General features: G+C 51.9%; 19 protein-coding genes and 1 pseudogene. 11 read left to right on the top strand and 9 right to left on the bottom strand.

All coding sequences use genetic code 11. The annotated features are described in order from the left end of the window. The first annotated feature begins 2 nt into the window (after nt 1-2). The 3 genes from HRU78_03510 to HRU78_03500 are packed head-to-tail and all read left to right on the top strand — an operon-like array spanning nt 3 to nt 2,125. Nucleotides 3-1,109, top strand: a complete 1,107-nt coding sequence (locus HRU78_03510) for a spermidine/putrescine ABC transporter substrate-binding protein (GenBank protein ID QOJ22831.1) — start codon at nt 3-5, stop codon at nt 1,107-1,109. Nucleotides 1,110-1,144: 35 nt separating this feature from the next. Continuing rightward, entirely contained in the window at nt 1,145-1,453 is a 309-nt protein-coding gene (locus HRU78_03505; protein ID QOJ22830.1) for a (2Fe-2S) ferredoxin domain-containing protein, read from the top strand. A gap of 36 nt (nt 1,454-1,489) precedes the next feature. Beyond that, nucleotides 1,490-2,125 carry an alpha/beta hydrolase gene (locus HRU78_03500; GenBank protein ID QOJ22829.1) on the top strand — a complete coding sequence of 212 codons (636 nt, stop codon included), beginning with the start codon at nt 1,490-1,492 and terminating at the stop codon, nt 2,123-2,125. A 4-nt stretch (nt 2,126-2,129) separates the two neighbouring features. Here HRU78_03500 and HRU78_03495 read toward each other — a convergent pair whose 3' ends face one another. From HRU78_03495 to HRU78_03480, 4 genes are read right to left on the bottom strand one after another with little or no spacing between them, the layout of a single operon-like run. Beyond that, nucleotides 2,130-2,762, bottom strand: a complete 633-nt coding sequence (locus HRU78_03495; GenBank protein QOJ22828.1) for a response regulator transcription factor — start codon at nt 2,760-2,762, stop codon at nt 2,130-2,132. Then, entirely contained in the window at nt 2,755-4,212 is a 1,458-nt protein-coding gene (locus HRU78_03490) for a response regulator (GenBank protein QOJ22827.1), read from the bottom strand. Before HRU78_03490 ends, HRU78_03495 begins: the two co-directional genes overlap by 8 nt. Before the next feature lie 7 nt (nt 4,213-4,219). Then, entirely contained in the window at nt 4,220-4,666 is a 447-nt protein-coding gene (locus tag HRU78_03485; protein QOJ22826.1) for a response regulator, read from the bottom strand. An 8-nt stretch (nt 4,667-4,674) separates the two neighbouring features. After that, on the bottom strand, nt 4,675-6,303 hold the full coding sequence (locus HRU78_03480; protein ID QOJ22825.1) for a PAS domain-containing protein: 1,629 nt from the start codon (nt 6,301-6,303) through the stop codon (nt 4,675-4,677). A 568-nt stretch (nt 6,304-6,871) separates the two neighbouring features. On the opposite strand from HRU78_03480, the gene HRU78_03475 reads away from it, so the two are divergent. Further along, nucleotides 6,872-8,617: a PAS domain-containing protein gene (locus tag HRU78_03475; protein QOJ22824.1), complete on the top strand. Its 1,746-nt coding sequence runs from the start codon at nt 6,872-6,874 to the stop codon at nt 8,615-8,617. Nucleotides 8,618-8,879: 262 nt separating this feature from the next. Further along, nucleotides 8,880-9,953: pseudogene (locus HRU78_03470) on the top strand (hydrolase). Here HRU78_03470 and HRU78_03465 read toward each other — a convergent pair. Then, on the bottom strand, nt 9,909-11,276 hold the full coding sequence (locus HRU78_03465; GenBank protein QOJ22823.1) for a tRNA 5-hydroxyuridine modification protein YegQ: 1,368 nt from the start codon (nt 11,274-11,276) through the stop codon (nt 9,909-9,911). The pseudogene HRU78_03470 and the gene HRU78_03465 sit on opposite strands and share 45 nt — an antisense overlap. 26 nt (nt 11,277-11,302) lie before the next feature. Between HRU78_03465 and dnaE the strand changes: the two genes are divergently transcribed. Together dnaE and HRU78_03455 are read left to right on the top strand one after the other, a co-directional pair. Next, on the top strand, nt 11,303-14,821 hold the full coding sequence (gene dnaE / locus HRU78_03460) for a DNA polymerase III subunit alpha (protein QOJ22822.1): 3,519 nt from the start codon (nt 11,303-11,305) through the stop codon (nt 14,819-14,821). Nucleotides 14,822-14,948: 127 nt separating this feature from the next. Continuing rightward, the gene (locus HRU78_03455) at nt 14,949-15,335 is read left to right on the top strand and encodes a VOC family protein (protein QOJ22821.1); all 387 of its coding nucleotides are present in this window, start codon (nt 14,949-14,951) and stop codon (nt 15,333-15,335) included. Nucleotides 15,336-15,339: 4 nt separating this feature from the next. Here HRU78_03455 and HRU78_03450 read toward each other — a convergent pair whose 3' ends face one another. Continuing rightward, nucleotides 15,340-16,236: a M48 family metallopeptidase gene (locus HRU78_03450; protein QOJ24896.1), complete on the bottom strand. Its 897-nt coding sequence runs from the start codon at nt 16,234-16,236 to the stop codon at nt 15,340-15,342. Between the two features lie 212 nt (nt 16,237-16,448). On the opposite strand from HRU78_03450, the gene HRU78_03445 reads away from it, so the two are divergent. The 4 genes from HRU78_03445 to HRU78_03430 all read left to right on the top strand — a co-directional run bounded on the left by HRU78_03445 (nt 16,449) and on the right by HRU78_03430 (nt 21,118). Beyond that, nucleotides 16,449-16,655 carry a dodecin domain-containing protein gene (locus HRU78_03445; GenBank protein QOJ22820.1) on the top strand — a complete coding sequence of 69 codons (207 nt, stop codon included), beginning with the start codon at nt 16,449-16,451 and terminating at the stop codon, nt 16,653-16,655. Between the two features lie 282 nt (nt 16,656-16,937). Continuing rightward, the gene (locus HRU78_03440) at nt 16,938-19,538 is read left to right on the top strand and encodes a leucine--tRNA ligase (GenBank protein QOJ22819.1); all 2,601 of its coding nucleotides are present in this window, start codon (nt 16,938-16,940) and stop codon (nt 19,536-19,538) included. Nucleotides 19,539-19,559: 21 nt separating this feature from the next. Next, nucleotides 19,560-20,054, top strand: coding sequence for a hypothetical protein (locus HRU78_03435; GenBank protein ID QOJ22818.1), 495 nt, complete (start codon nt 19,560-19,562; stop codon nt 20,052-20,054). 53 nt (nt 20,055-20,107) lie between these two features. Beyond that, the gene (locus tag HRU78_03430) at nt 20,108-21,118 is read left to right on the top strand and encodes a DNA polymerase III subunit delta (GenBank protein ID QOJ22817.1); all 1,011 of its coding nucleotides are present in this window, start codon (nt 20,108-20,110) and stop codon (nt 21,116-21,118) included. A gap of 185 nt (nt 21,119-21,303) precedes the next feature. Here HRU78_03430 and HRU78_03425 read toward each other — a convergent pair whose 3' ends face one another. The 3 genes from HRU78_03425 to HRU78_03415 form a co-directional block, all read right to left on the bottom strand. Then, nucleotides 21,304-21,492, bottom strand: coding sequence for a hypothetical protein (locus HRU78_03425; protein QOJ22816.1), 189 nt, complete (start codon nt 21,490-21,492; stop codon nt 21,304-21,306). A gap of 104 nt (nt 21,493-21,596) precedes the next feature. Next, nucleotides 21,597-25,307 (bottom strand): methionine synthase, encoded by a 3,711-nt coding sequence (gene metH / locus HRU78_03420; protein ID QOJ22815.1) that lies wholly within the window; start codon nt 25,305-25,307, stop codon nt 21,597-21,599. A 128-nt stretch (nt 25,308-25,435) separates the two neighbouring features. Next, entirely contained in the window at nt 25,436-26,233 is a 798-nt protein-coding gene (locus tag HRU78_03415) for a zinc-ribbon domain-containing protein (protein QOJ22814.1), read from the bottom strand. Nucleotides 26,234-26,295: the final 62 nt, after the last annotated feature.

Here is a 26,295-nt window from a genome sequence, read left to right as displayed (position 1 = left end):
TCATGCGCCACTGGTCGCAACTTCCGCTCACAGCGATAATTCTCGCACTTTCATTGACGCTGGGCGGTTGCATGCAACATCCTGCTGCTTCCGGTTACGCCGGCGCCAACGTCCTACAACTATTCAACTGGAACAATTACATTGCGCCACAAACCGTGCGGCACTTCGAGGCACTGTGCGATTGCCGCGTCGAACAGGATTATTTTTCCGATAACGAAGAAATGCTGGCCAAGCTGGCTGCCGGCGCATCCGGTTACGATTTGATCGTACCGACCGGTAACGCCATGGATACCTTGATCCGTCAGGGTGTTCTGGTGCCGCTGGATAAGACCTTGCTACCAAATTTGAAAAATATTCACCCCGCTTATTTGAAAACGCAATTCGATCCGGAAAACCGCTATTCTGTCCCGTATGCCTATACATTGACGTTATTGGGATTCAATACCGATAAAATGCGTGAATTGGGTTTGCCAGCCGACACTTGGGCGCTTATCTTCGAACCCGAGTACCTGAAAAAAATAAAGGGACGCGTCACCGTGCTGGATAGTCCACGCGAATTGATGGCTGCAGCATTGTTATACCTGGGTTACACCGCGGACGATCAAGATGAAGCGCATTGGAATCAAGCGAAGGAATTGATTATCCGCGCCAAGCCCTATTGGGCAGCATTCAGCAATACCAGCTACATCCGCGAAATCGCCATCGGCGATTTATGGGTAGTACACGGTTATTCCAACGATTTATTTCAGGCTGCGCTGGATGCGCAAAAAACCGGACGTCATTTCACCATCGATTACGCCATTCCCAAGCAAGGCGCGGTGATGTCGCTGGACAGCATGGTGCTGCACAAAAGCGGCAAACATCCTGATTTGGCGCATCAATTCATTAATTTCATGCTGGACGGCAAAAATTCCGCCGAGCTGACCAACCTGATCGGATCCGGCAATCCGAACACGGCGGCAAAACCGTTCATCCAGCCGGAACTGGTAAACAACCAAGTGATATTTCCGGATGACGATACCTTAGCGCGGCTGGAAATGATCACCGATCTGAATTATCAGCAGCGCCGCGTACTCAGCCGCATATGGACGGAAATAAAATTGCGTTAAACTTACCCTCTTTCACATTCTTTCCGGGAATACTCATGAGTTATTATCAGCACCATGTTTTTTTCTGTACCAATCAACGTGAAGGCGGCGCCAAATGCTGCAACAATTTCGGTGCTCAGGAACTGCGCGATTACGCCAAGCAACGCATTAAATCGCTCAAGCTGGACGGCAAGAAAAAAATCCGTATCAACAATGCCGGCTGCCTGGATCGCTGCAACGAAGGTCCGGTGATCGTCATTTACCCGGAAGAGACGTGGTACACCTACATCGACAAAGACGACATCGACGAAATCATTGACGAGCACCTGATCAAAGGCAACGTCGTCGAGCGCCTGAAAATCTGATCTGCGCCGATCGGCTACATTGTTGAGAACAATAGTTTGTCCGTAATCACACAGAAATTTTTTATCGATGGTCCGGCGGGTAAGCTGGAAACCGTTCTGGGCGAACCCCGCTCAGCGCCCAAAGGAATCGCCATCGTTGCTCATCCGCATCCGTTGCATGGCGGAACGATGGATAACAAAGTTGTACACACCTTGTTCACGGCTTTGCTGGAACTCGAATTCATCACGGTAAAATTCAATTTTCGCGGTGTCGGCCGAAGTGAAGGTCACTTCGCTCATGGTGTGGGTGAAATCGAGGATGTATTGGCAGTGACGCAAACCATTCGCGACCAATTCATTCAGCAAGCTGCGGATATTCCGTTGCTGCTAGCGGGATTCTCATTCGGTGGTGCTATTCAATTGCATGCGGCGGAGAAACTGGCACCTGAGTTTCTAATTCTGGTCGCTCCGTCGGTGGTTAACCTACAAGCACCGCCAGTACCGGAGACGACTCAATACGCTCTGATCATGCACGGCGATAAAGACAATGTGGTATTACCCGAAGCGGTTTTAGGTTGGGCGGAACCGGCAGCGCAACCAGTTTTGGTTGTACCCGGCGCGGAGCATTTCTTTCACGGCAAACTGGCGCTGCTCAAGCGACTGGTATTCGACCATTTCGCGCACAGAATCTGAGATTTTATTCGACCAGCCGATGCTGAATGGCATAACGAACCAGTTGCGCATTGTTCTTCATGTTCATTTTTTCCAGAATGCGCGAACGGTAAGTGCTGACCGTTTTGACACTGAGCGACAACTTATTGGCGATGGATGTTAACGATTCTCCGGCAACGATCAGCTTGAACACATGAAATTCCCGATCTGAGAAGGCGGTATGTGTTAATTTGTCCGATTCCATCACCGGATTGAACAACAGTTTCTCGGCCAGTTCGGGATTAACGTATTTCCCGCCTTTGGCCAGGCGGCGAATCACCGAGATCAACTGGTCGGTCGGGCTGTCTTTGGTCAAATACCCGGAAGCACCGGAGCGGATAGCGCGGATTGCATATTCCTCCTCCGGATACATGCTGAGAACCAATACGCACGACGAGACATTGATCGATAAAATTCTTTTCAGTATATCCAGGCCGTTGATATCGGGCAGGCTAATATCCAGCAGTGCGATATCCCAATCAACCTCGCGCGCTTTCTTGAGAATATCTTTTCCATCGGTGGCTTCCGCAACCACTTTGATATCGTCCGTTTCGTTAAATATTCTTTTCAGACCATCACGAAATAACGCATGATCGTCTGCAATCAGAACTTTAATCATGGATCAATTCCCCGATGTTTGTTGCCGCAATAGTCAACGGTATTTTAAGTATCACCACACTGCCCTTGAAAGGCTTACCGGATATCTCGAGCCTGCCGCCGAATTGCTGTGTTCTCTCTTTCATGCCAATAATTCCAAACGACTCGGGATTCAGCATTTGTGATTCCGTTATACCGACGCCATTATCTTTAATGGTAATCACAATATCGTTATCATCTTCGATGAGTTCGATATCCACTTTCGTGGCTTGCGAATGCCGGGTTATATTGATAAATATCTCCTGAACAATTCTAAAAATGCTGGTTTCAAAGTTCTTGTTACTGCAAGATATGGTCGATATCACAGATTCCAAGTAGCATTGGATATTCGTGCGCTGTTCAAATTCACGCACCAGCCATTCGATTGCACCGTACAATCCAAGATTATCCAGCACATTGGGCCGCAGATTGACCGACACCCGGCGCGCGGTCTCGATCGCCTCACCCGTTAAGGCGTACAGCGATTTCACCCGTTCATGCATGGGATCCGCCGTGATCTTTTTCGACAACCAATCCAAATCCATTTTCAGGACGGTCAAAGTCCCACCCAAAACATCGTGTATTTCACGGCCGATCCGGGTTCTTTCCTCTTCCCGGACATCCTGCAAATGCGTTGTCAAGTGCCGCAAGTTTTCAATCATCCGTTTGCGTTCCGTGATGTCCTCGATCATGCATAAATGGCAGACTTCATGATTATTCATGGGCTCAAACGGTACGATGGACATCTCAATCCAGATAATGGACATATCCGGACGTAACACCCTTTTTATTATTTTACTGTCATGCGGCTGATGATGTATGAAAAGTTCGATATCATGTTGATAAGACGGAACATCTTCAGGATGAATGATATCCGCTTGATGGATGCTCAGCAGTTGCTCCACGCTCCTGCCTGCAATACAAGCGTACATAGGATTCACATCGTAGTATTTTCCCGTCTGCAAATTGATCAGGGCAATGCCGAGCGGCGCTTTCTCAAAAACGGTCTGGAAGCGCCGCTGCGCTTTTCTGTTGCTTTCTTCAATGCGCTTGCGCTCGATCGAATAACGGATGACACGCGCCAGAACACCTTCGGTCAAACTTCCCTTGACCAGATAATCCTGAGCACCCGCTTTGATCGCTTTGATCGCCAGTTTCTCATCATTCCGGAACGATAAGACTGCAATCGGTATGCTCGCTGCATGCTCGCGCAGTTGGTTGATCGTTGTAATGCCGTCGCTATCGGGCAAGGTGAGATCCGACAGAATCAAATCAAATGACTGCCCGCGGATTAATTCAAGCGCGGTACTTAACCGTTCGGTATGAACCAAGGTAATCTGATCGCCCATTGCTTGCTGCAAATCACTTTGCACCAGTAAGGCGTCTGATTCATTATCTTCGATCAATAAAATATGAATTTTGGATGAAGTCATGATTTGCTCAAGGCTCGGATAGAATTGAACAGGTAAACCAGAAATCCTTAATCGATTTCGCGGTCCGGATACAGTCATCAAAATCTACCGATTTTCTGATGTAGCTATTTGCATGATGATGGTATGCCGCTTTGACATCTTCTTTGGTGATGGAGGACGTATAAATGATCACCGGAATGGTCATTAATTCAGGATTCGATTTCAATTCCGTCAACACTTCCAGTCCGCTTTTTCTCGGCATATTGAGATCCAGCAAGATAATATCAGGACGCGGCGCATGTGCGTATTCTCCCTGCCGCTTCAGGAACTCCAGCGCGTAAACACCGTCTTCGGCCACATGCACTTCGCTGTTTGCTTCACAGAATGCAAATGCCTCTTTGATCAATAAAACATCGGTCGGATTATCATCGATCATCAGAATGATTCTGGGATGAGTATTATTTTTGTGATACATCGTGATAATTAATCAGTTTTTTGGATTGTAAAATAGAACGAAGAACCAACATTGGGCGCCGATTTAACCCAAATTTTCCCTCCGTGATGTTCCACAACTTTCTTGCAGATGGCCAAGCCGATACCGGTACCGGCATATTCCCGCCGGCTGTGCAGGCGCTGAAATACCCGGAAAATACGATCCAGATACTGTTCTTCAATACCGATTCCATTGTCTGTGACGGAAAAAATCCATTCACGGTGATTTTCTTCGACACCGATGTGTATTTGCGGCGGTTGATTTCTGCGGAATTTGAGCGCGTTATTGATCAGATTGGTAAATAACTGAATAAACTGGAAGCGGATACCCTTGAGCACCGGAAGCTTATCATACGTAACAATCGCATTGCACTCGCCGATGACGACGGATAAATCCGTCAGCACATTTTTCAATAACTGTTCACAATCAATTTCGATAAGTCCTTGACTGGCATTCACTTGGGCATACGTCAGCAGATCATCAATCAGCATTTGCATGCGATTGGTACCGGCCACGGCGTGCGAAATCAGATCCTTGGCTCGGTCATCCAGTTGATGATCGCAGTATTTTTTGAGTAACTGAACGAAGCTGTTGATGGCGCGTAGCGGTTCCTGCAGATCATGCGTGACGACATAGGCGAATTGCTCCAGTTCGTCATTAGAGCGGGCTAATTCCGTTACCTGCTCTTCCATTTTTTGTTCCAGCTGCTTGTAATTCGTCACTTCGGTACGAAGCGCCACATACTGATAAGGCAATCCGTCACTATCAAGAAACGGCACTATCGTCGTATCAACCCAATAGTACGTGCCGTCTTTGGCACGATTCTTGATTTCTCCGCGCCAGACATTGCCTTTGGCAATCGTAGCCCATAAGTTTCTGATGAATTCTTTGGAATGATAACCGGAGTTAATGATGCGATGATCTTGCCCGATCAATTCATCGGCCGAGTACTTGGAAACCAGGCAAAACTTTTCATTGACATAGCGTATTTTCCCAAACTCATCGGTTATCGCCACGATGGCATGCGCGTTAAATGTGCTTTCGATCATACGCACATCGTTCAGCAATGAGTTCTGCGCTGCAACCAGCCGGTTTTGCTGCCACCACGATCCAAGATCATGTGCAACATTTTTTAGAAACACAGCATCTTCATTTTCCGACCAGCTCGTTACATCGATATCCTCGGAAAGAACACCTACCTGACCTGCTGTAGTGCCATTAACTATAACCGGCACTGAATACTGATACGCTAATCGATGTGCGGATTCGTGTGCCGAAAAGTGTTGGCCGTCAATTTCAACGAACGGAAAAATCTGATCACATGGCGGCCATACGAATCTCATATGTTCAATAAGCTGTTGACACAGATCCTCAATGGTCCGTGTGGTCAGCATAATACGGGAAATATCGTATAAGCATGCCAGTTTGATTAACTGCGCCTGCGTTTTAATTTCCACCGCTCCCGAATGATCATTCCAATCGTACGAAGACTGAACTCCATGCGTGATTATGTTTGGGCTTGATCCTCCTTTGGAACTAACTCCTTGATCAATCGCCACATCCCACACCGCATCCGGGTAAAATTTCTCAATCCAGCTGGACTCTTTTTGTGCATTCATTCGCTATCAATCCACACACATACTCAGGTATCTGTTTCTCATTGCCATCTACTAATGAGTTATCCCTACTCCGCCGGATGAATTATCAATATCGATAACCGTTAATAGTATCTTCCCGACAAATTTAAAACTATAGGAATATTCTGATTGTATTTTCTGTTCATTGAGTTAATTGCTTAATCACATTCAAAAAAGATCAGCTGACATTTAAATATCGTCATTATAAAACTCCGCATAAAACGAAATTTAACTTCATCAAAACCTCTGTTATTCACAGTTATGGCAGCAATCACTCCATTGCATAGTAGCCCAAACCATTACACAACGATTATTTAAAAATAGGGCAATTTATCAACTTATTCTAAGTTTACAAAGTGAGCTGACTGCTGAAGCCAGCACCCGGCAGTTTCTCGCATTAATCTTGCAAATGCACGGCAATTCAGCAGGATAATTCTTACGATAAACATATCGTATCTTTTCCATCAAAAATAGAAACCACCGACAGAACATATTTGTTTATTTACCGTAAGCCTAGTCTCACACAAAACTATTCCACAAAGGATAAATTATGAGACTCAATCTTCCGGTTACCAATACAGAATATCCCATTGATGATGATACATTAATCGTCTCAACGACCGATACCAAAGGCAGAATCACCTATATCAATGCCACATTTGTCGAAGTAAGTGGCTTCCCTGAAGAAGAATTACTCGGCAAGGCGCATAATATCGTGCGCCACCCGGATGTACCTCCTGAAGCGTTTGAAGATTTGTGGGCAACACTCAAACAAGGTTTACCGTGGACCGGCCTGGTTAAAAATCGCCGCAAAAATGGTGACTTCTACTGGATCACTGCTAATGCGACACCACTAATAGAAAACGGTAAAGTAACCGGTTATTTATCGGTTCGTACCAAAGCTTCACGTGCGGAAATCGAGCGGGCAGCCCCAATCTATCAGCAGATTCTAGAAGGCAAGGCAAAAAACCTGAAAATCGAAAAAGGTCAAATCGTGCGGACCGATTTCATCGGCAAACTGCAGGCTTTTTTCAAGATGACCACCAAAAAACGCATCGCACTTGCGATGGCGACACCCGCTCTATTTTTAATGGCTGCGGGCGGCATCGGCTGGTGGGGATTGTCGCAAACTCAAGCACCTGCATCACTAGGCAACATGATCGCCGCAATCACGGCAAGCGGCATAGCATTGATAGCCTATCTCGCCTACAGCATGGCTAAAAATACGCTGTCACCGCTAAAACAAGCCATTGATATCGCCAATAAACTGGCCGGCGGCGATTTGACGCATAAATTCTCCGTTAACCGTGGCGATGAATTCGGCGAGCTATTGAAAGCGCTGAGTCAGATGGGCGTTAACCTGCGGGCAACAGTGCTGGATGTGCAGAAAAATGCCGCATCGGTGCGCCTGGCGACCGGAGAAATCGCTTCAGGTAACCTGGATCTCTCACAACGCACCGAAGAACAAGCTTCTTCACTGGAAGAAACCGCATCCAGCATGGAAGAACTCACTGCAACCGTGCGTCAAAACACGGATAATTCCGTCAGCGCCAACCAGATCGCGATAACGGCCAGCACCGTCACTGCCAAAGGCGGCGAAATGATGCACGAGGTCATCACTAAAATGTCATCGATTAGTGAAAGCTCAAGCAAAATTGCCGACATCATCGGTGTCATCGACGGCATCGCTTTTCAAACCAATATTCTGGCACTCAATGCAGCGGTAGAAGCAGCACGGGCTGGTGAGCAGGGCCGCGGCTTCGCCGTGGTTGCAACGGAAGTTCGCAACCTGGCACAACGAAGCGCCACAGCAGCGAAAGAAATCAAAGCATTGATCGACGATTCAGTAAAACAAGTCGAAGAAGGCGCTACATTAGTTAATAAAACAGGCAAGACCATGGATGAAATTGTGACAGCGATAAGAAATTTAACCGAAATCATCTCGGATATCACTTCTGCATCCAAAGAACAAAGCACCGGTATTGAGCAAGTCAACCAAGCCGTATCGCAAATGGATGATGTAACGCAACAAAATGCAGCGCTGGTTGAGCAAGCAGCCGCTGCCGCCGCTTCATTGGAACAACAGGCGCATGAATTGGTTGGCGCCATTTCCATATTCAATCTGGCGCAAAGTAGTGCAAACAGACCTGGCTCGGTAGTTCACCTGGCTAACAAGAGGAACGCGGAACTCATCGATCGAGATGAAGGCAATACTGTTCATACCGGCAGAGCGAAACTGCGGAATAGAAAAAAAATCGCTGTTGGTGACAACAACAACCAATGGAGTGAGTTTTAGTAAAGGACCATGACCACTCTCTGATTTATCCGGGGTCTCAGCAGCAATGGCCAGCGTAACAGCTTGCCATTGCCGTTTCAGGGGAACACTGAATAATCCGCGGCAAGCTGGATAAGATGCAAATAAGTTTATGGTGACAGACGAATTTCCGAGTACCGTTCAACGCAGTAAATCGCTTGCATAGACAATTATTCAGTGTTTCCTTAGAATCAGCGCAATTTAGCTTCATTGACCGCAATTGCATATCAATCGATAAACCCGAATGCCGCAACGTAAAATAATCCATCTGCATGACAATGCAATTTCCTGGCACACAGAAAATTACACAGCACCTTCCTGGTTGCCCGGCGGTAATCTGCAAACGCTGTACCCTTATTTTAAAAAACCGGCGCAGCAATTTACTTACCGGCGCGAACGCTGGGAGCTCGACGACGGGGATTTTATCGATGTCGACTGGAGCGGCGGGTCTGACAAATCCCCACTGGTCGTTTTTTTCCATGGCTTGGAAGGCGGGTCGTCGAGTCACTACATTCTCAGCATGATCAATAGCCTGCAACGCCATCACTGGCGCAGCGCCGTCATTCATTTCCGCGGTTGTTCCGGTGAACCGAACCGCTTATCGCGCGCGTATCACGCCGGCGATTCCACAGAGATTGATTGGATGCTGCGGCGCATTGCCGGGCAAACAAAAACAACGGACACCATGCAACCGGTTTATGTCATGGGGGTGTCATTGGGCGGCAATGCGCTGTTGAAATGGCTGGGCGAACGTGGGGAACAAGCCAAGGAGCTCGTCGCTGGCGCTGCAACCGTATCCGTTCCGCTCGATCTGGCGGCTGCTGGGTCGGCTCTGGATAAAGGATTCAATCAAGTGTATACGCGCCATTTCCTCGATACACTGAAAGAAAAAGCATTCGACAAGCTCACGTAGTTCCCCGGCTTGTTCGATGCGCACGCGCTGAAGAAATGCGCTTCGATTTATGATTTTGACAATATCGTCACGGCGCCTTTACATGGATTCCGCAATACCGATGATTACTGGCAGCAATCGAGCAGCAAGCAATGGTTGCCGCACATCCGAGTGCCGACATTAGTGATCAATGCGCGCAACGATCCGTTCATGCCGGCATCGGTGCTGCCATCGCAAGCTGAAGTCTCAGCCGATGTCACATTGGAATTCCCCGAAGAAGGAGGACACGCGGGATTCATGCGCGGACCGTTCCCGGGGAAATTGGACTGGCTGCCGCAGAAAATCCTTGGTTTTTTTCACCATCAGGGCCAGCAAGCCAATTCAGAAAAAGCGCGCAACGAAAGCATGCTCCATATTTCTGGCTAGCGGTATTTTGACGCGGTGACCGCTACCGGGAGCAATTTGTACGGGCTCTCCCTTGGCGTTCAGCATCTGCGCCAGCTCAACAACCTGATTGCCGGATGGATGAATAATCTCGAGGCGGTCGCCGACTTGGAAGCGGTTTTTTACCAAAATTTCCGCCATGCCATTCGCTGCATCGAAACCGGTGACATCGCCGACATACTGACTGCGATTGGATTCGGAATGCCCGCGCAGATAGTTTTGCGTTTCATGAGTACTGTGGCGCTGGTAAAAACCGCTGGTGTAGCCGCGATTAGCCAATCCTTCCAGTTCTCCCAGTAAATTGAGGTCAAACGGCTTATTGGCCACGGCATCGTCGATTGCTTTGCGGTACACCTGTGCGGTACGTGCCACGTAATACAGCGACTTGGTGCGGCCTTCGATTTTCAGCGAATCCACACCGATCTTGACCAGCCTTTCGACATGCTCAACCGCACGCAAATCCTTGGAATTCATGATGTACGTGCCGTGCTCGTCTTCCATGATCGGCATCAGCTGGCCGGGGCGTTCTTTTTCCTCGATCAGAAACACTTGGTCGGCAGCCGGATGGCGTGTGACCGGACCGCATCCGCCCGATAAGCCGGATTGTTCCGATTGTTGCAATACCTGACCGAAATCGAAATCGATTTTCCCGATTTCCTGAATATCGCCGCTCGGATTTTCTTCGGCGGATTTCACTTTGTAATCCCATCGGCACGAATTGGTACACGTGCCCTGATTCGGATCGCGGTGATTGAAGTAACCGGACAGCAAGCAACGGCCGGAATATGCGATACACAGTGCGCCGTGCACAAAAACCTCGATTTCCATATCCGGGCAAAGATCGCGAATTTGCGCGACTTCGTCCAGCGACAACTCGCGCGACAAAATCACCCGCGTCAAGCCGATTTTTTGCCAGAATTTGACACCCATGTAATTCACGGTATTGGCTTGCACCGACAGATGAACCGGCACTTCCGGCCATTTTTCCCGCACCATCATGATCAATCCCGGATCGGCCATGATCAGCGCATCCGGTTTCATCGCGATGACCGGCGCCATATCGTCCATATAGGTCTTCACCTTGGCGTTATGCGGCATGATATTGCTGGCGACAAAAAACTTTTTCCCGGCGGCGTGCGCCTCCGTAATGCCGGTTTTGATCTGCTCCAAGGCAAATTCATTATTGCGTGCGCGCAAAGAATAACGCGGCTGCCCGGCGTACACCGCATCGGCGCCAAACGCGTAGGCGATGCGCATTTTCTCCAAAGTACCGGCAGGAAGTAAAAGTTCGGGTGCTTTCAACATAAGGTAAAATAACGTTCGGTTAATCAATGACAGAATCCGCAGATCCGAATTGTAACACCATGCCAACCAACCCTGCTTTCATTCACTTACGGCTGCACAGCGAATTCTCCATTCTGGATGGCACGATCCGCATTCCCGATGCCGTTGCGAAAGCAGTGGCGGATCAAATGCCGGCATTGGCGCTGACCGATCTTTCCAACTTATTCGGGCTAGTGAAATTCTACCAAAGCGCCTACAAAAACGGCGTCAAGCCAATCCTCGGTTGCGATGTCTGGATCACCAACGAATCCGATCGCAACAAGCCGGTCCGGCTGTTATTGTTGTGCCAATCGCATGGCGGTTATCTGCTGTTGTCGCGCTTGCTGTCACGCGCCTACCGCGAAAACCAGTACCACGGCAGAGCCGAAATCAGGGAATCGTGGCTGCATCCCGAAGAATGGGGTACGCAGGGACTCATTGCATTGTCGGGCGGGCGCTTCGGTGACATCGGTCTGGCCATTTTGCAACATAATCCGCAGCAAGCCGAAATTCAAACCCGCAAATGGGCCGATTTGTTTCCCAGCCGTTTCTATCTCGAACTGCAGCGCGACGGCCACCCCAATGAAGCGATGCTGGTGCAACAATCACTCGCATTCGCGCGGAAATTCAACTTGCCCGTCGTCGCCACACACGCCGTGCAATTTCTTAATGCCGAAGATTACCGCGCGCACGAAGCGCGAGTGTGCATCGCCGAAGGTTATACCCTGGACGATAAACGCCGCCCGAAGAATTTTACGGAACAGCAGTATTTCAAAACTCAGGATGAAATGGCGCAACTGTTCGCCGACATCCCAAGCGCGCTGGCCAATACCATCGAAATCGCCAAGCGCTGCAATCTGGTTCTGGAATTGGGCATCAACCGCTTGCCGTTATTTCCGACACCGAATAACGAAAGCCTGGATCAATATCTGCAAGACCAAGCGGTGGCAGGTCTGCATCAACGCATGCGGCACCTGTTTCCGGACGATCGAGCGCGCATAGACAAGCTGCCAAAATATCAAGCGCGACTGGAATTTGAAGTCAATACCATCATCCAGATGGGATTTGCCGGGTATTTTCTCATCGTCGCCGACTTCATCAACTGGGCCAAGCAAAACGACGTGCCGGTCGGTCCCGGGCGCGGTTCCGGCGCGGGCTCGCTGGTCGCGTATTCGCTCGGCATTACCGATCTCGACCCGCTGCGTTACGATTTGCTGTTTGAGCGTTTCCTGAATCCGGAGCGGGTATCGATGCCCGATTTCGATATCGACTTCTGCCAGGACCGGCGCGAATTGGTGATCGACTACGTCAAGCAACGCTACGGCACCGGCAAAGTCTCGCAAATCGCCACCTTCGGTTCGATGGCGGCGAAAGCGGTGATCCGCGACATCGGCCGGGTCATGGATTTGCCGTACAATTTCGTCGATCAGCTCGCCAAACTGGTGCCGTTCGAAATCGGCATGACGCTGAAAAAAGCACGCCAGCTCGAACCGCAACTCAACCAACGCGCCGCCGACGAAGAAGACGTGCGCAATCTGCTGGAACTGGCGGAAAGCCTCGAAGGCATCACGCGCAACATCGGCATGCACGCCGGCGGCGTACTGATCGCGTCGAGCGAGATCACCGACTTCTGTCCGATTTACTGTACCGAATCCGCCGATTCGGTGGTCAGTCAGCTCGACAAGGACGATGTCGAAAAAATCGGTCTGGTGAAATTCGACTTTCTCGGTTTGCGCACGCTGACGATTCTCGACCGCGCCGTGGACTATATCCGCCAGTTACATCCCAGCGATGATCCATCCGCCCGCCCGTTCTCGCTGGAATCTTTACCGCTCGACGACGAAGCGACATACGCGCTGATGCGCAAAGGCAACGCCGTCGGTATTTTCCAGTTTGAATCGCGCGGCATGATCGACTTGCTGCAGAAAGCCAGACCGGATCGTTTTGAAGACATCATCGCACTGGTAGCGCTATACCGTCCCGGCCCGATGGATTTGATCCCGGAATTTATCGACCGCAAGCATGGCCGAAAAACCATCGAATACCTCGACCCGCGTCTCGAGCCGATCCTCGGCCCGACTTACGGCATCATGATTTATCAGGAGCAAGTCATGCAGATTGCCCAGGTGATCGGCGGCTACAGCTTGGGCAGCGCGGATTTGCTGCGCCGCGCCATGGGCAAGAAGAAAGTCGAAGAAATGGCACAGCAGCGCGATATCTTTGTCTCCGGCGCAGTCAACAACAATTTAAGCGAGGATAAGGCCACCGAACTATTTGGTTTGATGGAAAAATTCGCCGGTTACGGCTTCAACAAATCGCACGCCGCCGCGTATGCGCTGATCGCCTTCCAGACCGCTTACCTGAAAGCGCATTACCCCGCCGAATTCATGGCGGCGTGTATTTCCGCCGACATGGATGACACCGATAAGGTGCAGATTTTTGTCGAAGACAGCATTGCCAGCGGCTTAACGATCCTGCCGCCCGACATCAACCTGTCCGCTTACCGTTTCATTCCGGTCGACGGAAAAACCATCCGCTTCGGTCTCGGTGCCGTCAAAGGCAGCGGAGAATCCGCGGTCAACTCGATCATCGCGGTGCGCGAACAAGGCGGCCCGTTCAGCGATTTATTCGACTTCTGCAACCGCGCCGACCGGCGCATCGCCAACCGCCGCGTGATGGAATCGCTGATCCGCGTCGGCGCATTCGACACCCTCAATGCCAATCGTGCCAGTCTGATGGCTTCCGCCGGCATCGCGATCGAATCCGCCGAACAGCAGAGCCGGGCGGTCAGCCAGACCAATTTATTCGGCGCCAGCGACGATCAGTCTCATTTGCAAGCACAACTGCTACACACGGAGCCGTGGTCCGACCGGGAAAAACTGCGTCAGGAAAAAACCGGCCTGGGCTATTATTTCAGCGGCCATCCGTTCGATACTTACGCAGCGGAACTGAAGCGCTTCATCCGCACCCGCCTGGATCGGCTGAATCCCAGCCGCGAACCGCAATTACTGGCGGGCATCATCCATTCGGTGCGCGTGCAAATGACGCGCCGCGGCAGAATGTGCGTCATCAATCTGGACGACGGCAAAGCGCGGGTCGAAGTGGTCGTTTTCAGCGAACTGTTCGATGCCAACCGCGCCTGGCTCAAAGAAGATCAGCTGCTGATCGCGGAAGTAAAAATCAGCAACCGCGGTTACAACGGCAGCGAAGACGACGAACTGCGCATCACCGCCGAACAGCTCTACGACTTCGCCGGAATCCGCTCGCGCTTCGCCAAACAACTGAAAATCCGCTGCGATGCAACCGCGACCGATTTAACCGCCAGCCTCAAAATGCTGTTAACCCCTTTCTCGCCGCAAACACCAAAACCGTATGCGAATTACTGCCCGGTCACGCTGCTTTACCGCAACGATGCCGCCAGCGGCGAACTGGAACTGGGAAGCGATTGGCGGGTATATTTGCACGGCGACTTGCTGGAATCACTGACTGCGCATTTCAAGGACGGCAATATCGAGATCGGCTATTAAGCTGGCAAGATACCAGCGGAAATTTTACTGTTGAATATTTCTGCCAATGAATTGAATGAGATTTCTTATTGCGAATAAGAAATTCAGAAATCATGGTATAAATTTTGTTTTTCTATGAGTTTAAAAAATGGCGATTGAAGGAATGAATCATTTCACGGTCTTGAGCAACGACCTGGAAAGAAGCAAGAATTTTTATATCGAAGTATTAGGATTGACAGAGGGCTACCGTCCGCCGTTTGCTTTTCCGGGCGCATGGCTGTATACCGGAAATCAGGCCATTCTGCATATCATGGCGGGCAAACCGATGCCGCCCAATCCGGCCGGTGTAATCGATCACATGGCTTTTACTGCAAACAATCTGCAGGCTACGGTCGATACCTTAAAGCGGCACGGTATTCAATACGATTTGCACCGTTTGCAGGGGTTGGAAATCTGGCAGCTGTTTTGCCACGATCCGGACGGTGCCAAAGTGGAATTGGATTTTCCGGCAACTGAACCGGAACCCAAGGCTTAGAACGTTATTTGACACATTTCGGTTGCTTACCCGCGGCATGCGCCTGCTGCATCAACGCATTAGCCTTGGGCAAATGTGCACGCAAATCGTCGATGCGCGTTTCATGCGACGGGTGGGTTGACAGAAATTCCACTGGCTGCGCGCCCTGACTGGCTTGCGACATTTTCTGCCACAGCGTAACGCTTTCGGCGGGATTAAACCCGGCTTTTGCCATCAACTCAACGCCGATCATGTCCGCTTCGCTCTCATGCAAACGGCTGAACGGCAGAATCACGCCATATTGCGCACCGACGCCGAGCAAACCGAGCGCCGTTTGTCCCATCGGCGTCGTCGGCGCAGCTACCGCGGCAACGAGCGCAATCCCCATTTGCGCGCCGAGCTTCTGCGACATCCGCTCATTACTGTGTCGCGCCATGACGTGACCGACCTCATGACCAATCACAGCCGCCAATTGGTCCTGGTTATCCACCAACTCAACCAACCCGGTATGCACGCCGATTTTCTGCCCCGGCAATGCAAAGGCATTCAGGCTAGCGTCTTCAAACACAACCACTTCCCAATTACCGCCGCCGACTTCACGGGTAATGGCATCGGCGACACAAGTCACGAACTGATTCTCTTTGGGATTCTGATTGATCTTCTTTTCATTCTTCAGATCCGAAAAAGCTTGCAATCCCATCGCATTGACTTCACTGTCGGGCATAAAAACAAGCTGGGTTCTACCCATCGGCGAAGTGGCGCAAGCCGTAAGAGAAAGAATAATCGCCGCAGCGCACAATAATCTAAGGAAATGCTGATTAATTGACTGCACGAGCGAACCGCTTCGTTGCGCGGTACTCACTCCCTCGCCTATCTTGTTGATAGGTCTCAGTCGCTGCGTTCCGTACGCCTGCCGCTTCATCTCGTTCGCTAAATTAATCAGCGTTTCCCTAAGTTTCATCATACATTTCTCCTTGATCGGGTACAGGGATTTTGTTCCAGCGTCGCTCTGCATCATTATGACGCAGCAAAAATCCGCAATTTTCTTGGTTGCTATTATATGAAATTCTCATGCAGCTAATCGGTTAAAGTATGATATAACGCAATTTCCGACAAACAAAAGGGGATTCGAAAATGAGCGATCATGTGTACAAAGTTATCGAAATCGTCGGCTCATCGGCTAAAAGCAGCGACGATGCCATTCAGCAAGCTATCGCCAAAGCCGGTGCATCCTTGCATAATCTGGATTGGTTTGAGGTGGTGGAAACGCGCGGGCATATTGTTAACGCCAAAATTGCGCATTATCAGGTTAAGTTGAAAATCGGTTTCCGCTTGGATTGATATAAATTTAACCATCAATCTAAAAAACTCTCAGCGATAAAGCCTCAGATCTTGAGGCTTAATTCTGCAACATTTCGGCTGTACCAGCCTTCAGCTTGGCATACATCCCCCCCCAAAAGCTAAAACACACCGCGCGGCGCATCCGGCAAATTGCGTTCAAGACTAAAGGTTAAACACTCACCGCCTGCTATCGAGCAAAGTGTTTTCCCGACCATATGCCCGCATCAAGCCAATGGGTTCGCGGTATAATTAAATAATTTACCCAATAAAAACATCGTCCCCATGCAAGAAAAATACCACCCCCAGGAAATCGAGAAAAATGCCCAGCAGCACTGGGAACAAACGGCTGCATTCAAAGCGATTGAAACCCCCGGCAAGCCGAAATATTACTGTCTATCGATGTTTCCCTATCCTTCCGGCAAGCTGCACATGGGACATGTGCGCAATTACACCATCGGCGATGTGTTATCGCGTTACCGCCGCATGCAAGGCTACAACGTACTGCAGCCGATGGGCTGGGATGCGTTCGGGCTGCCGGCGGAAAATGCCGCCATGCAAAACAATGTATCGCCGGCCGAATGGACCTACGACAACATCGCCTATATGCGCAAGCAACTGAAAAGCCTGGGGTTGAGCATCGACTGGACGCGCGAAATCGCCACCTGCGACCCGAGTTACTATCACTGGAACCAATGGCTGTTTCTGCGCATGCTGGAAAAAGGGCTGGCGTATCAAACCACCGGCGTGGTCAATTGGGATCCAATCGATCAGACCGTGCTGGCCAACGAACAGGTCATCGACGGTTGCGGCTGGCGCACCGGCGCACCGGTGGAGAAACGCGAAATCCCGATGTACTACCTGAAAATCACCCAGTATGCGGACGAACTGCTGGCGGCACTGGATACACTGGATGGTTGGCCGGAGCGCGTCAGAACGATGCAAGCCAACTGGATCGGCAAGAGCTATGGCGTCGATATCACCTTTCCTGCCGATCGCGAGTCCGGCACACCGCAAGATCTGAAAGTATTCACCACGCGCGCGGATACGTTGATGGGTGCGACCTATGTGGCCGTCGCCGCGGAACATCCGATCGCCCTGCACGCCGCACAAAACAATCCCGCACTGCGAGACTTTATCCAGGAATGCAAGCTCGGTTCCGCCAAGGAAGCCGATCTCGCCACGCAAGAGAAAAAGGGCATGGACACCGGCTTGTTTGTGATCCACCCACTGAATGGCGAGAAACTGCCGGTCTGGGTCGCCAATTATGTGCTGATGGGTTACGGCGAAGGCGCCGTGATGGCGGTTCCGGCACACGACGAACGCGATTTTGCCTTTGCCACACAGTACCGATTGCCAATCAAAGCTGTCATTCAACCGGAAGAAGGCAGTTTGACGTTACCGCTGACGGAAGCCTATGTGGAACACGGCATGACCTTTGATTCCGGCACATTCTCCGGGTTACAGTTTGAGCAAGCGATCGATGCCATCGCCGCAGCATTGCAACAAAAAGAATTGGGTAACAAGCGCGTGCAGTTCCGTCTGCGCGACTGGGGCATATCCCGTCAGCGCTACTGGGGCTGTCCGATCCCGTTGATCCATTGCAACGATTGCGGCGTGGTACCGGTGCCGGACGATCAGTTGCCAGTGGTATTGCCGCAGGATCTGGTGCCGGACGGCTCCGGCAATCCGCTGGCCAAAACTCCTTCGTTCTACGAATGCAGTTGTCCGAAATGCGGCAAAGCAGCGCGCCGCGAAACCGATACCATGGATACCTTCGTCGATTCGTCGTGGTATTACGCCCGTTACGCCTGCCCGGATCAGCATCAGGCCATGACCGACGAGCGCGTCAATTACTGGCTGCCTGCCGATCAGTACATCGGCGGCATCGAACACGCCATCCTGCATCTGTTGTATTCGCGCTTCTGGAGTAAAGTCATGCGCGATCTGAGCTTGCTGAAACTGGACGAGCCGTTTACCAATCTGCTGACGCAAGGTATGGTACTGAACGAGATTTTTTACCGCAAATCCGGCAGCGGGCGTATTACCTATTACAACCCGACGGAGGTCTCACTGCAGTTCGACGATCAGGGCAAACGCTGCGGCGCGATCCTGCAATCCGATAACCAGCCGGTGGAATCCGGCGGCATCGGCACGATGTCGAAATCCAAGAACAACGGCGTCGATCCGCAAAAGCTAGTGGAAGAATACGGCGCCGATACCGCGCGCTTGTTCATGATGTTCGCCAGCCCACCGACGCAGACGCTGGAATGGGCGGACGCCGGTGTCGACGGTGCGTACCGCTTTCTCAAACGCTTGTGGCGGCAAGCCTACGTTCACCTGCAATCCGGTGCAACCAAGGTTGATCCCGCTTTGCATGCCGCACTGCCAGCGGAACTCAAGGCCCTGCGTTGCCAACTGCATCAGACTATCGCCAAAGTGACGGACGATCTGGAGCGCCGCCATACCTTCAATACCGCGATCGCCGCCGTAATGGAACTGATGAACGGTCTGGCGAAGTGCCAGGATACCGATGCCGCCAGCCGCAATTTTATGCAGGAAGCGCTGGAAAACATCGTGCTGCTGCTGTCGCCGATCGTGCCGCATATTTGCCACGAGCTGTGGCGCGAACTCCGGCCCGGCACCGGGCTTGCCGGTCAACCTTGGCCGCAGGCCGACAACGCCGCGATGGCGCAGGACGAGATCAAGCTGATCGTACAGGTCAATGGCAAATTGCGCGGACAGATCAACGTCGCCAAGGATGCCGACAAGGAAGCCATCGAGAGCGCCGCGCTGACCAACGAGCATGTGCAGAAATTTATTGAAGGCCAGGCGATCAAAAAGATCATCGTCGTACCCGGCCGGCTGGTCAACATCGTGGTTTAAAATCCGTTTACCCTACTCACTATGAAACTGAGCAAACATACAATTTTCATGCTGCTGATGCTGTTCCTGCTGACGGCTTGCGGCTTCAAGCTGCGCGGACAAATTTCCTCGCTGCCGTTCAAGTCATTGCATATTTCCGCCCCCGAAAGCAGCACCATCGGTATGAATCTGGAGCGTGCCATCGGCACGTCATCGACCACCAAAGTGGTCGCCACTGCGGAAGAAGCGGAAGCTACTTTGGAAGTGATCAGCGCAAACAGTGAAAGGGTCATTCTGTCGCTATCCGGAGGCGGCCGGGTGCGCGACTTCAATCTGGTGTACCGCGTCAAGTACCGGCTGTACGATAAACAGGGCGTGGAAATCGTGCCGCATACCGAAATCACGCTGACGCGCATTCTACCGTTCCTGGATGCGCAAATTCTCGCCAAGGAAGCGGAAGAAAAGCTGCTGCAGAAAGATATGCAGTCCGATGCAATTCAGCAAATGCTGTGGCGCTTATCGACCATCAAGATATAAACCGTAATGCATAGCGGAAATTTCTCCGCTGCTGATCGGCTACCTACCCCGTCATGCGGATAAAACTGGAACAACTGCCGCAGCAGCTGCAAAAACAAACCGCTCCGCTATATACGCTGTCCGGTAACGAACCGCTGTTGATCCTGGAAGCCGCCGATTCGATTCGCGCGCATGCGCGCCAGCAGGGATACAGCGAGCGCGAATTGTTCACGGTGGATCAGTATTTCGATTGGGCGGAACTGCTCAACGCCGGCAATAATCTGTCGTTGTTCGGCGAGCGCAAAATCATGGATATCCGCATTCCTTCCGGCAAACCCGGCCGGGAAGGCGGCAAGGCACTTGAGGCGTATTGCGCCGCGCTGCCGCCCGACACCGTGACCCTGATCACATTGCCGCGTATCGATAAACAAGGACAAGCGAGCAAATGGTTCAAGGCGCTCGAAACCGCCGGCACGCTGATTCCGGTGTACCCGGTCGAACGCGATCAACTCCCCGGCTGGATCGCGCAGCGTCTTGCCAAGCAGCAGCAAAAAGCCGATGCCGCCACCTTGCAGTTTCTCGCCGATCAAGTCGAGGGTAACCTGCTCGCCGCCCATCAGGAAATCCAAAAACTCGCGCTGCTCTACCCTGCCGGCAATTTGACCTTCGATCAGGTGAAAGACGTCGTGCTGAACGTCGCGCGCTACGATGTTTATCAATTATCCGACGCCATGATTGCGGGCGACACCGCCCGTTTTCTGCGCATCCTGACCGGCTTGCAAGGCGAAGGCACCGCGCCGCTGCTGATTCTCGCCACACTGGCCGAACAAATCCGTCAATTGATCACCATCCGCAAAGGTCTCGACAACAGCCAACCACCGGCGCAATTATTACAAGCCGCGAGAATTTGGGGTGAACGGCAAAAATCCGTGATCGCCGCCGCCAAGCGCATCGGCCCGCACGCACTGATGCAAGGATTGACCGATGCTGCAAAAATCGACCGGATGATTAAGGGCGTTGCGCAAGGCGATGTTTGGGAAGCATTATTGCAGTTGGGATTGCGTTTTGCCAGCCGTAATCGCTGAAAGCTGAATCAACGAACCTGATATCAGCCAATCATTACGATCGCAACAACTTCACCATAAAGTCCCGACCAAGAATCCGGGTTCTCCGCGGAAAGCTGCTCGCGCAACTTTGAAAAAAATGGAGATCCCGAAATCCGACAATCTCATCCATAGCAAAGCCCATTTTACTATGCCCTCACTTCATTTTACTTTTTCTGATCTGTGGCTTTGTTGTCCTTTTTCTCTTTCGTAATCGGATTCTGCAACCCATACCCCTCTTCTTTAGCTTTGTAGCCGCCGTAAGCACCGGCTCCCCCCGCTGCAAGAAGCCAACATCCTGACAGCATTGGGATCATCAGCAGAATTACCATGCCCTGTAATAGCTTTGTTTTCATTATTACCCCCAATAAAATTTATTAAAAATTTTACTTCTTCTTATAGATTATTCTAATACCAGCGGCTGTGATAGGTGAATAAGTATTATGCTTATTTTATATCTCTACCGCTCGTACGCCAGCACCGGCGCCAGCCAGCGCTCGGCTTCGTCCAGCGTCCAGCCTTTGCGTTTGGCGTAATCTTCCACTTGATCCTTGCCGATCTTACCCACCGCGAAAAACGTCGATTCCGGGTGCGAGAAATAAAATCCCGAGACCGCAGCCGTCGGTACCATGGCAAACGATTCGGTGATCACGATGCCGGCATTCTCGGTGGCGTTCAGCGTCGCAAACAGCGGGCCTTTCTCGGTGTGATCCGGGCATGCAGGATAACCCGGTGCGGGACGGATGCCGCGGTATTCCTCGTTGATCAACTGCGCATTGGTCAATGTCTCGTCCTTGGCATAACCCCAGAATTCGCGGCGCACACGCATATGCATGTGTTCGGCAAAAGCCTCCGCCAAGCGGTCAGCCAGCGCTTTCAGCACGATCGCGCTGTAATCGTCGTTGACCGCCTCGAACGCCTTGATGCGCTCGTCGATACCAAAACCGGCACCGACCGCGAACAGGCCGATGGTATCCTGAATTCCGGTATCCTTCGGTGCGATAAAATCGGACAGACAGCGATTCGGTTTGCCGCTCGGCTTCTGATCCTGCTGCCGCAGGCAGTGATAGACCATGGCAATCTTGCTGCGCGAAGCATCGGTATAGATTTCGATATCGTCACCGACCGCATTCGCCGGAAAAAGACCGATCACGGCATTGGCGCTGAGCCATTTCTGTTCGACGATTTTCTTCAGCATGGCTTGTGCATCGTGGAACAATTGGCTGGCGGTTTCTCCGACCACCTCGTCGGTCAGAATGTCGGGATAACGCCCTGCCAGCTCCCATGCCTGAAAGAACGGTGTCCAGTCGATGAACGGCACGATCTTGTCGAGCGGGTAATTATTCAGCGTGCGTACACCGATCAATTGCGGCTGATGCGGTTGGTAATTGGCCCAGTCGGTCTTGAACGCGTTGGCACGCGCTTCCTCCAGCGCCAGCAGTTTGGCCGGACCCTTCTTGTTTTTGTGCTGGGTACGGACTTTTTCGTATTCTTCCTTGATGCCGTGCACGTAATTAGCGCGCAGATCCTCGGATAGCAGATTGCTGCACACGCCGACCGCGCGGCTGGCATCGGGCACCCATACCGTCGGCCCTTCGTAGTGCGGCGCAATCTTGACCGCGGTATGCACGCGCGATGTCGTGGCGCCACCGATCAGCAGCGGAATGGTAAAACCCTCGCGTTGCATTTCCTTGGCGACATGCGCCATTTCCTCGAGCGACGGCGTGATCAGCCCGGACAAACCGATAATGTCGGCATTCTCGCGCCGCGCCATGTCGAGAATTTGCGCACTCGGCACCATGACGCCCATGTTGATCACTTCGTAGTTATTGCATTGCAATACCACCGCGACGATATTCTTGCCGATGTCGTGCACATCGCCCTTGACCGTCGCGACGACGATCTTGCCTTTCGGTTTGTCGTCGCCGAGCAGTTTCTTTTCCGCTTCGATGTACGGCAACAGATACGCCACTGCCTGTTTCATCACACGCGCCGATTTGACCACTTGCGGCAAGAACATTTTTCCGGCGCCGAACAGATCGCCGACCACGCTCATGCCATCCATCAGCGGCCCCTCGATGACCTGAATCGGGCGGCCGCCCTTTTTCTCGATCTCGGCGCGCGCTTCTTCGGTATCGGTTTCGATGAACGTGGCAATACCCCTGACCAGCGCATGCGTCAACCGCTGTTGCAGCGGCTCGTCACGCCACGCCAGATCCTCGACTTGTTCCTTTTTCTGTCCTTTGTACTGCTCGGCAAATTCGACCAGCCGCTCGGTTGCATCCGGGCGGCGGTTCAGCAGTACATCCTCGACTTTTTCCAGCAACTCGGGCGGAATGTCGGAATAGACACCGAGCTGTCCGGCGTTGACGATCCCCATCGTCATGCCGGCTTTGATCGCGTGATACAGAAAAGCGGTGTGAATCGCCTCGCGGATCGGCTCGTTACCGCGGAACGAGAACGACACGTTCGATACCCCGCCACTGATTTTGGCATACGGCAGGGTCTGCTTGATGAGGCGCGTGGCTTCGATGAAATCGACGCCGTAATTGTTGTGTTCCTCGATTCCGGTGGCAATGGCGAAGATGTTCGGATCGAAAATGATATCTTCCGGCGGAAAGCCGACCTTGTCCACCAGAATTCGGTAGCTGCGCGTGCAGATCTCGACCTTGCGCTGCAATGTGTCCGCCTGCCCCTGCTCGTCGAACGCCATGACGATCACGGCCGCTCCGTAGCGGCGCGCCAGTTTGGCATGCTTGATGAATTCCTCTTCGCCTTCTTTCATACTGATCGAGTTGATGATCGACTTGCCTTGGATGCATTTCAATCCGGCTTCGATGACCGTCCACTTGCTCGAATCGAGCATGATCGGCACCTTGCAGATATCCGGCTCGGCCGCCACCAGATTGAGAAACGTCACCATGGCCTTGTGCGAATCGAGCATCGCCTCGTCCATGTTGATGTCGATGATCTGCGCGCCGTTTTCCACCTGGCTGCGCGCTACGTTCAGCGCTTCCGCGTAACTATCGTTCAGGATCAAGCGGGCAAAGGCGCGCGAGCCAGTCACGTTGGTACGCTCACCGACGTTTACGAACAGCGAATCGTCGCCGATGTTCAGCGGTTCCAAACCGGATAGCCGTAATTTTTTCGGAATATCGGGGATTTTGCGTGGCGCAATGTTACTAACCGCTTGCGCGATGGCCTTGATGTGCGCCGGCGTGGTGCCGCAGCAGCCGCCGACGATATTGACGAAACTGTCCTGCGCAAACCCTTTGATCTGGTTCGCGGTATATTCCGGCGATTCATCATAGCCGGTCTCGGACAATGGATTCGGCAATCCGGCATTTGGATGCACGCTGATGTACACATTCGCCACCCCGGACAATTCCTCGATATACGGGCGCATCAACTCGGCGCCGAGCGCGCAATTGATCCCCACCGACAATGGCCGGGTATGACTGACCGAGTCCCAGAACGCTTCCGGCGTTTGTCCCGACAAGGTACGGCCCGAAGCATCGGTAATCGTCACCGAAATCATCACCGGCAAGCGTATGCCGTGATCCTCGAAAAATTGATCGATGGCGAACAGCGCCGCTTTGGCGTTCAGCGAATCGAAAATGGTTTCCACCAGCAGGATGTCGACACCGCCATCGACCAGCCCGCGGATCGATTCGGTGTAATCGGTTACCAATTGATCAAACGAAATGTTGCGGAAACCGGGATCGTTGACATCCGGTGAAATCGACGCGGTTTTGGTGGTCGGGCCGATCACCCCGGCAACGAAACGCGGCTTGTCGGGTGTTTTGGCTTCATATGCTTGCGCCGCTTCGCGCGCCAGCTTGGCCGCAGCCACGTTCAATTCGTACACCAGATCCTGCATGTGATAATCGGCCATCGACGCTGCGTTGGAATTGAACGTGTTGGTCTCGATGATGTCCGCGCCCGCTTCCAGGTAGCCGGAGTGAATCGAGCGGATGATATCCGGTTGCGTCAGCGTCAGCAGATCGTTGTTGCCCTTCAGATCGTGTGCAAAGTCGGCAAAACGCTGTCCGCGGAAATCAGCTTCCGTCAATTTAAAGGTCTGAATCATGGTACCCATCGCACCATCCAAAATCAGGATGCGCTGGGGAAATAAGCTTTCCAATAAAGCGGTGCGGGATTCTCTAGTCATGGATTGGATTCTGTTGTGAAAAGAATAAGCCTTGCATTATACCCGAGCCGGTTTGTTCTTTTATCAACGGAAAAAACCGGAAATCGAGTTTGTTTGCAGGCAAAGCAAGTGTCCACTTTGCCAAACATTCAGGGGTACAGCAACTGCAAGCGATAACCCAATGCGCCCAAATGGCTGCTGTCGAAATCCAGCCGGATATCGATTTCGTGTCGGGGCTCGATGAATTGCAGCGCTTTATCCTCCTCCTGCAAGTATTCTCCGGCAGTAAAGAAGCGACTGGCAATGACCTGTCCCTGAGCGTCCAGCAATAACAGTTGCAAAACCGGGAAAGCTTGCGGGAAAGAGGCGTGATTGCTGATGGTTGCACGCATGGTGGTCACTTCCGGCTGGCGCACGGGATTTTTCTGCAGATCGGACGATTCGATGCCCAGTTGCCGGATATCCTGCGGATAAGGTACGGTGCACGCCATGAATTCACAATATCGTTCCACATAGGGGCGGATTTCCGGCTTGATCATGGTTAATTTCGTGCGATTGACGAATGCGATCTGGCCGATCAGCAGCAATACCAAGAGCACGCTCCCGAGGATCCAGGCGCCGGAAGACTTTCTGGCAGGTTCATCGTCGAACAGACCGGCTGAAGATTCCGGTTCCGTATCCGATTGTTCCCAATCCGCAAGAACCGGCTGATCCGTCGCGTTATCCGCATGCGCTGCCAATGTGGATGCTTTCACCGATGCCTCGTTTTTCACTGCCGGTTGCGGCGGATATTCGATCGCCGATTCGTTCACGGTAATCAACGTGGCAAATCCGTTGAAAATCCGCTGACAATGACCGCAGCGCACGTCTCCGCCATGCGCCTGCAGTTGCGCGGCATGGACGCGGAAAGTCGCACCGCAAGCGGGACAAAGTGTTACCAGCGCCATGTATCACCCGCTGTGTTGAATCGCATGCAATATCACCGGTAATGAGTAACGAAATGGATGTG

The sequence above is a fragment of the Gammaproteobacteria bacterium genome (assembly GCA_015709635.1).
Taxonomy (GTDB): domain Bacteria; phylum Pseudomonadota; class Gammaproteobacteria; order Burkholderiales; family Nitrosomonadaceae; genus Nitrosomonas.
This window is presented reverse-complemented; position numbering and strand designations above follow the sequence as displayed.

Excerpts from the sequence above, each read along its gene's own strand:
- HRU78_03415 (QOJ22814.1), bottom strand. The coding sequence starts at position 26,233 with ATGGCGCTGGTAACACTTTGTCCCGCTTGCGGTGCGACTTTCCGCGTC.
- HRU78_03475 (QOJ22824.1), top strand. The coding sequence starts at position 6,872 with ATGAGACTCAATCTTCCGGTTACCAATACAGAATATCCCATTGATGAT.
- HRU78_03450 (QOJ24896.1), bottom strand. The coding sequence starts at position 16,236 with ATGAAGCGGCAGGCGTACGGAACGCAGCGACTGAGACCTATCAACAAG.
- HRU78_03430 (QOJ22817.1), top strand. The coding sequence starts at position 20,108 with ATGCGGATAAAACTGGAACAACTGCCGCAGCAGCTGCAAAAACAAACC.
- HRU78_03465 (QOJ22823.1), bottom strand. The coding sequence starts at position 11,276 with ATGTTGAAAGCACCCGAACTTTTACTTCCTGCCGGTACTTTGGAGAAA.
- metH (QOJ22815.1), bottom strand. The coding sequence starts at position 25,307 with ATGACTAGAGAATCCCGCACCGCTTTATTGGAAAGCTTATTTCCCCAG.
- HRU78_03435 (QOJ22818.1), top strand. The coding sequence starts at position 19,560 with ATGAAACTGAGCAAACATACAATTTTCATGCTGCTGATGCTGTTCCTG.
- HRU78_03485 (QOJ22826.1), bottom strand. The coding sequence starts at position 4,666 with ATGTATCACAAAAATAATACTCATCCCAGAATCATTCTGATGATCGAT.
- HRU78_03425 (QOJ22816.1), bottom strand. The coding sequence starts at position 21,492 with ATGAAAACAAAGCTATTACAGGGCATGGTAATTCTGCTGATGATCCCA.
- HRU78_03505 (QOJ22830.1), top strand. The coding sequence starts at position 1,145 with ATGAGTTATTATCAGCACCATGTTTTTTTCTGTACCAATCAACGTGAA.
- HRU78_03455 (QOJ22821.1), top strand. The coding sequence starts at position 14,949 with ATGGCGATTGAAGGAATGAATCATTTCACGGTCTTGAGCAACGACCTG.
- HRU78_03445 (QOJ22820.1), top strand. The coding sequence starts at position 16,449 with ATGAGCGATCATGTGTACAAAGTTATCGAAATCGTCGGCTCATCGGCT.
- HRU78_03440 (QOJ22819.1), top strand. The coding sequence starts at position 16,938 with ATGCAAGAAAAATACCACCCCCAGGAAATCGAGAAAAATGCCCAGCAG.
- HRU78_03490 (QOJ22827.1), bottom strand. The coding sequence starts at position 4,212 with ATGACTTCATCCAAAATTCATATTTTATTGATCGAAGATAATGAATCA.
- HRU78_03480 (QOJ22825.1), bottom strand. The coding sequence starts at position 6,303 with ATGAATGCACAAAAAGAGTCCAGCTGGATTGAGAAATTTTACCCGGAT.
- dnaE (QOJ22822.1), top strand. The coding sequence starts at position 11,303 with ATGACAGAATCCGCAGATCCGAATTGTAACACCATGCCAACCAACCCT.
- HRU78_03510 (QOJ22831.1), top strand. The coding sequence starts at position 3 with ATGCGCCACTGGTCGCAACTTCCGCTCACAGCGATAATTCTCGCACTT.
- HRU78_03495 (QOJ22828.1), bottom strand. The coding sequence starts at position 2,762 with ATGATTAAAGTTCTGATTGCAGACGATCATGCGTTATTTCGTGATGGT.